This window comes from Streptomyces katrae (assembly GCF_000717655.1).
GTDB classification, from domain to species: Bacteria; Actinomycetota; Actinomycetes; order Streptomycetales; family Streptomycetaceae; genus Streptomyces; species Streptomyces katrae_B.
Genome location: NZ_JNZY01000151.1, coordinates 1 through 200, shown reverse-complemented (window position 1 = coordinate 200; position 200 = coordinate 1). Strand labels below are relative to the sequence as shown.

The window sequence follows — 200 nt, the reverse complement described above, 5'->3', positions numbered from 1 at the left end:
AAAAGACCTGTGAGGCTCCCTCGTGGAGTGCTTGCAGGCAACAACACAGCGAGGACGCAGTGGTCAGTCGGTCTTATTCCGACCATGACTGGCCCGCTCAACGTGTGTGTGCACCGGATTACCGGTAAACATTCATGGAGAGTTTGATCCTGGCTCAGGACGAACGCTGGCGGCGTGCTTAACACATGCAAGTCGAACGA

At 55.5% G+C, this 200-nt stretch carries 1 rRNA gene; it reads left to right on the top strand.

Annotated features, from left to right (window positions below):
- Positions 1-131 precede the first annotated feature (131 nt).
- Positions 132-200, top strand: a 16S ribosomal RNA gene (locus tag IF09_RS44370); the annotation flags it as partial.